General features: G+C 61.9%; 7 protein-coding genes. 6 read left to right on the forward strand and 1 reads right to left on the reverse strand.

Going from position 1 to position 5,740, the window contains the following annotated elements; genetic code table 11:
- Positions 1 to 110 precede the first annotated feature (110 nt).
- Positions 111 to 344 carry a DUF3551 domain-containing protein gene (locus AC0L23_RS36710; protein WP_007596464.1) on the reverse strand — a complete coding sequence of 78 codons (234 nt, stop codon included), beginning with the start codon at positions 342 to 344 and terminating at the stop codon, positions 111 to 113.
- A gap of 254 nt (positions 345 to 598) precedes the next feature.
- On the opposite strand from AC0L23_RS36710, the gene AC0L23_RS36715 reads away from it, so the two are divergent.
- From AC0L23_RS36715 to AC0L23_RS36740, 6 genes are all read left to right on the forward strand, one after another.
- The gene (locus AC0L23_RS36715) at positions 599 to 937 is read left to right on the forward strand and encodes a hypothetical protein (protein ID WP_085349549.1); all 339 of its coding nucleotides are present in this window, start codon (positions 599 to 601) and stop codon (positions 935 to 937) included.
- Positions 938 to 1,086: 149 nt separating this feature from the next.
- Positions 1,087 to 1,602 carry a hypothetical protein gene (locus AC0L23_RS36720; RefSeq protein WP_085349548.1) on the forward strand — a complete coding sequence of 172 codons (516 nt, stop codon included), beginning with the start codon at positions 1,087 to 1,089 and terminating at the stop codon, positions 1,600 to 1,602.
- Positions 1,603 to 1,693: 91 nt separating this feature from the next.
- The gene (gene greA, locus AC0L23_RS36725; protein WP_085349620.1) at positions 1,694 to 2,176 is read left to right on the forward strand and encodes a transcription elongation factor GreA; all 483 of its coding nucleotides are present in this window, start codon (positions 1,694 to 1,696) and stop codon (positions 2,174 to 2,176) included.
- A gap of 54 nt (positions 2,177 to 2,230) precedes the next feature.
- Positions 2,231 to 2,908: an SNARE-associated domain-containing protein gene (locus tag AC0L23_RS36730; protein WP_085360457.1), complete on the forward strand. Its 678-nt coding sequence runs from the start codon at positions 2,231 to 2,233 to the stop codon at positions 2,906 to 2,908.
- Positions 2,909 to 3,502: 594 nt separating this feature from the next.
- Positions 3,503 to 4,834, forward strand: a complete 1,332-nt coding sequence (locus AC0L23_RS36735; RefSeq protein ID WP_473358154.1) for a tyrosine-type recombinase/integrase — start codon at positions 3,503 to 3,505, stop codon at positions 4,832 to 4,834.
- 556 nt (positions 4,835 to 5,390) lie between these two features.
- Positions 5,391 to 5,740, forward strand: a 350-nt coding sequence (locus tag AC0L23_RS36740) for a transposase family protein (protein WP_473358155.1), incomplete at its 3' end; no start/stop codon positions are given.

Below are 5,740 nucleotides of genomic sequence, written 5' to 3' on the forward strand. Positions count from 1 at the left end.
GCCGCACGGGGCTTCGCACTGTTTCAATTCGCCGGCCGGGGGGGGGTGCGGGGCGTCTTCCCCAAAAATTTGGGGCGGCGCGCGCGTAATCCGCGCACGCCGCCAATTCGTCAGTAGTCGCGCTGCTGCGAGAACGCGTAGCGCGGGTTGATGCCGCAATAGGACGACGTGCCGGAGGCGGTAGCGAGGCACTGCTGATAGCTGGCGAACTGGCAATTGCCGGGGTAACCCCACGAGCGGCCCTGGATGCAATATCGATCGTTCGCAGGATGTGCCTGGGCTGCCGGGGATGCTACGGCGAGCAGGGCCGCGAGCGATGCGAGAGTGAGGATGGTGCGACGCATGTCAGTCTCCTTCGAGAGCGAGTGGGTGGGAATGCCAGCGAGCCTGGCTCGTCTGTTGCGCAGTCATGCCTGTATTGGTGTCGCCAGAATGCTTTGCGTTCGCGACAAGGCACATCATGACGCAGCCTGCTGCCGGCAATGTGATCTCGGCCACAGTTCACCATGGGGTTCGAGCCTATCGTGAACGGACTTGCACGCGTCGATCCCGCAGAAATACGCTTGCCTTATTCGGATCAGGTATTTTGGAGGTTCTAATGCAGAAATCATACTTGCTGGCTGCGACAGCAGCGCTGGCGCTTCTCATGCAGGCACCACTCGCGTTGGCGCAGGGCGCACCAGCCGCCGCCGGAACCGCGGCGTCTGCGACGACAACCGCCGCGCCGGCAACGACGACGACCGCGCCGGGCGCAACCAGCGACACCTCCAGCCAGCCGACCGACTCCAAAAAGAGTGCGTCGAAGAAGCCGGCGAAGAAGAAGATGACGCGGCAGCAGGAGATCGATCACTCGGTCGACAGCGGCACGGTGCCCGCGCGCTACCGCAGCTCGGTGCCGAAGCAATACCAACAATACATTCCGTTCGATAAGCAGTGACGGATCGCACGGCAGCGCGGCGTGATCGGGCATCGCGCCGCCAATGCCATCGCGTGAAATAGGACCTTGGCCGGACGGAATCCGGCCATACATCCCCAGTGGCGGTCCGCGCGAGCGGTGCTAGAGTAGGTCGAAGCCTGGGGGGAGTAATGAGTGACGACGTGAAGGATGCTGGCCTCGTGGCGATGATCAGCAGCATCCTGGGAGGCAACAGGCGCGCCGCAGACAGTGTTGCGCCGCCGCCGGTCATCGAGGTTCCGCCGCCGACCGCGCCGACGAACGGATTTGAGCTGGTCGAGCTGCCCGCCGCCGATACGCCGCCGGCCAACCTCGAGGACAAGCCCGAAACAAATTCCGAGAACGCGCTCGATGCGGCGCTGGCCCCCGCGAAGTCAGTCGAGCCGCCAGCGAAGATCGCCACGACACCTGATGGCAAGCAGTTGCTGCCTGCTGAAGCGATCGCCGATCTCGTCCTGGGTGAGCTGCGCAAGCTCGAGAATTTTCCGGCGACCGGCGCCTCCGTCACGGTCTACGGCTACAGGCACTGGAACGCGATGATCACCTTCGCGCCGTTCTCGACCACGTTCCGGGATGCCACGCGGTTCCGGCAGGCCATGCCGGACATCGTTTTCAAGCTGCGCCGTTTCGTCGTACTTGAGATATGATCCGGGATGATCGCCAGCTTCTGCCCGCCGCGATTGCTTGCGGCGCGAAGGCGCGGGCCGTGAGCCCGAACAGTTCGACAGGATTTTCGACTTGAGCGTTGCCTTTACCAAGGAAGAGAGCGCGGAAACCGCCGCCGAGACGCTGTTGCCGGATCGGCCGATCTCGCCGCATCCAAACCTCGTGACGGAAGCAGGCTTGCAGGCGTTGCAAAAGAAGCTTCAGGACGCGCGCGAGGCCTATGAAGCCGCGCAAGCCATCGAGGACGTCAACGAAAAGCGCCGGCAGTCGGCGGTGCCCTTGCGTGACGCCCGCTATCTCACCGAACGGCTGCGCACGGCGCAGGTCATTCCCGCCCCGGCCTCGACCGATGTCGTCGCCTTCGGCAGCACGGTGACGTTCAGCCGCGCCGATGGCCGCGTGCAAACCTATCGCATCGTCGGCGAGGACGAAGCCGATCCCAAGGCCGGCACGATCTCATTCGTGGCACCGGTGGCGAAGTCGTTGATGGGGAAGGCGGTCGGGGATGTCGTGGGGTCCGGTGCGCAGGAGATCGAGATTTTGTCGATTGGGTAGGGGGCGTTTATCGATGGTTTCCGCTGTGTCCGCGCAACAAGGCGCGATAGCTGGATGAGGCGGTTTCTGTCGGGAGCATTGCCGTTTTACGCGCTGGCCGGGTTGGCCATGTGCATGTACCTCGTCCTGTACAGGACAAATCTCTTCGACCTGAACGCCGTCGTCCAGGATGCGACCGGCTCGGCGTGGTTTCCGGCCTTCATATTCGTCTGCGTGCTGCTGGAGGCGGTCTTCCCGTATTTTGGCTATTTCCCCGGAACCGCTCTCATCCTGATGTCCGTGGCGCTCAATCCAAAGCCCGCGGACGTCTCCGTTTTCATCGTGGCGTGGTTGGCCATCATCCTGGGCGCCGTTCTGAGCTACGGACAGGCTCGTTTTTTCAGACCGCTGTTGCAGCGGATTGCCTCAAAGGCGGCACTGAACCGGTGTGAGTCCCTCCTCGACGCCTACGGTCCTTACGCGCGAATTGCGCTGTTCCTTCATCCCAACGCCTGCGCGATGTATTTCACGGCACTCGGACTCCTCGGCCGCAACCTGACGCGCGAGCTCGCCTATCTCGGCGTGGGCGCAGCAGCCTCTGTGGGCATTCTGTTCGTCGTGGTGACCAGACTTGTGTCGTCCGTAGGCACCACGGACGATGGAGAATTGCAGCTGCTGCTGGCCGCAGCGCTGGTTACTATCGGGACGCTGGTCGGTCTCTACGCCGCCTGGCGGCCGGCGCGGGTTGCGTGAAGCTTGATGCGATCGCGCTTCAGGTCCCCTGCAATGATGCCATCATGCCGGTGTTTTGCCCGACGAGTCAAATTCTATTTCGGAAAAGTCGCAATCCCGTAACATTGATCCGACTGAGGTCGGCTACTGTGCATGGGGTTGTTTTCGATGTTTTTGATTTGGACGGGTGAAGTCAGCCGCCGAGCGTCGGTTATCGTCCGCAACAAATGATAGTTCAGGAAGGTGAATGGTGGGCGCACAAGGGATCGAACCTTGGACCTCTCCCGTGTGAACCACAATCCGTAGACCCGAGCCAACCAAATCCGGCCATAGTTAGTATGTAAAAATGCCTTTGATTGACGAGGGTTATGGCCCTATTTGCCCATAAGAGCCCATAGCTGACCTTGCTACATTTTGTATGCCCCCGTTGTGCCCGCCGGGGATTTTCCCCTGGGGCACTAAAACGGGGGGAGGTCTGAGACCCGGTTCTGTTTGGGTCTGTGGGTTCTCCCTGCGCGGGCACACGGCAAGGGGAAGGTCTGAGCCCCGGTTCTGTTCGAGGGCTGACCGCCCTTCTTGCGGGGCGCGCGGGGGCACAGAGAGAGGGAAGGAATCATGACGGAGCCGGCCAACCAGCTGACACTCACCGATGCAGTGATCCGCGACGCAACGCTGCCGTCGGGTAAGGCGCAGCATTATCTCCACGACGACAAGCTGCCCGGCCTCGCCTTGCGCATGCGCGCCACCGGTGGCCGGACCTGGGTCTATCTCTTCACCAAGCCGGGGGTGAGGGGAACCCAGCGCAAGACCCTCGGCGCGTGGCCCAAATATAATGAGAAGGCAGCGCGCAAGGCCGCCACCATTGCCGCAGGCGAGGTCGTCAAGGGCTTAGACCCTAACGATGCGAAGCGCGAGGCGAGGCGGCAACAGGCAGCCGAGAAGCAGTGCACCACGCTCGCGAGCCTCATTGTTGAAGATGGTCCCTACCAGGCGTCTTTGACCGAACGCCAAGTCGTCAACTGGAAGCCAGCAATGTCGGCGCTGCGGCGCGGGCTCAAGGATCACGCCGAGAGCGGCGTGGGGGACCTGACGCGACGGCAGATCATGGCTGCGGTCGAGAAGATTGCAAAGACTGGCAAGCGCGGTGCAGCCAAGGACTTGCGCAAGCACGTGCATACTTTTCTCGAATGGTGCGTCGGCGAAGGTTACGTCGAGCACAACGTGCTCGCCGGCTATCGCGCGCCGAAAGAAACCCGTGCGCAGAGAGTCGGGCGCCGAGCAAAGGGCCGCGCACTGACCGATGAAGAAATCATCAAGGTCTGGGATGCATCCGGCAAGCTCGGGGCTTTCGGTTTCCTGGCACGCATGTGCCTGCTCGGCGGCCCGCGCCGCAGCGAGCCTACCATGATCGAGTGGCGTAAGCACATCATGGACGACCGGATCACCTTCGATGCGGCGTGGGCCAAAATGGGGTTGCACCACGATGTGCCGCGCACTCACTTGGTTGACGAGGTGCTCACGGCCGCGAAACATTTCCAGCGGGCAACGTCCGACTATGTCTTCCCGTCACCGAAGACCGGTGGGCAGATGTCGGGCTTCACCAAGATGGTCAACCGCCTGGTCAAGGAAGCGGGCGTTGCCAAGTTCACTATGCATGACCTAAGGCGCAGTTTGCGCACCATCATGTCGCGCTGTGGCTACGACAACGAAATCCAGCGGTTGTGTGTTGGGCAGAAGCCAAGCGGAATCGATCAAGTCTACAATCACGACGAACAGTGGATCATCCGCAAGATGGCGTTCGAGGCGGCTCACGACTACATTGCAGAGCTGGTTGGCGCGAAACGCATCGGGAAGATCGTGCGCCTGCAGCGGACGAATCCGCTTGACCCGATCAAGGCCGAGCTGCTCGGCCGTCTCCGTGAGCATTATGCGGCCGAGGCGTCCTAGTCGTCTTCTCGCACTTGGCCAGATAGTCCCGCACCGCATCGACACGATAAAGGGGCCGGCCATCGACGTAGCGCCATTTCAGCGGGTGGTTCGGATCGCGCCGCCACTGCTCTAGGGCGCCGGGGGTGCGCCGGATGACCGCGGCTGCCTCCAATGCCGTCAAATTAGAGCTGCCCGGCAGTGTATCGATATCGAACGTCGCGGGCGGCGGGATGCCACGGTTCTTGCGACGGCGCTTCGTGGCAAGCGGCATTTTGCTGTCATCTGGAGACCCAAATGCCTCGATCCGAGCCTTTTCGTCCTTGCCGCGCATGCCTCTGCCCCGAACCATGATCGGTCTGAGGCGATAAGATCCCAGCCATCTCCAGCAAGAAAGAAATCCTAAGCGCGGCTATGGCTGCTGGGTAGCTGTGGCGTACAAATAGGACGAATCGCCCCTTGCCGAGAGGTTGTAGCGGCTTGGGGTCCGGGGGCTGATCGGCATCCTAATGGGGCTCTGACTCATTTCTGATGAAGTTCGCCGGCGACCGTGGTTCTTCAACGGAGAATCGGCGCCATGCGGACAGGCTTTCGAATTTCATCGCTAGTACCGAGTGGTTTGGTCTTTGATGGCGTAAGTGATTCAGAGGATTCGGTTATTCTGGCTGTTCGGTCAGAGACTGCGGAGGCCCAGTGCCCTTTGTGCGCGACACTATCGCGCCGAGTCCATAGCCGCTACATCCGGCACGTGGCCGATTTGCCATCAGCGGGCAGAAAGGTGCGCCTCCGATTACTCACGCGGCGCTTCACATGCGAGGTGCCGCATTGCCGCCGGCGGATCTTCGCGGAGCGGTTCGGAGAAGACGTCGTTCCGCTTCGACGGCGTCGGACGGCACGGCTCGAACACATCGTCCATCACCTGGGGTT

The sequence above is a fragment of the Bradyrhizobium sp. MI1.4 genome, from assembly GCF_055811315.1.

Coding starts and splice junctions, on each gene's coding strand:
- AC0L23_RS36710 (WP_007596464.1), bottom strand. CDS start 344: ATGCGTCGCACCATCCTCACTCTCGCATCGCTCGCGGCCCTGCTCGCC.
- AC0L23_RS36715 (WP_085349549.1), top strand. CDS start 599: ATGCAGAAATCATACTTGCTGGCTGCGACAGCAGCGCTGGCGCTTCTC.
- AC0L23_RS36720 (WP_085349548.1), top strand. CDS start 1,087: ATGAGTGACGACGTGAAGGATGCTGGCCTCGTGGCGATGATCAGCAGC.
- AC0L23_RS36730 (WP_085360457.1), top strand. CDS start 2,231: ATGAGGCGGTTTCTGTCGGGAGCATTGCCGTTTTACGCGCTGGCCGGG.
- AC0L23_RS36735 (WP_473358154.1), top strand. CDS start 3,503: ATGACGGAGCCGGCCAACCAGCTGACACTCACCGATGCAGTGATCCGC.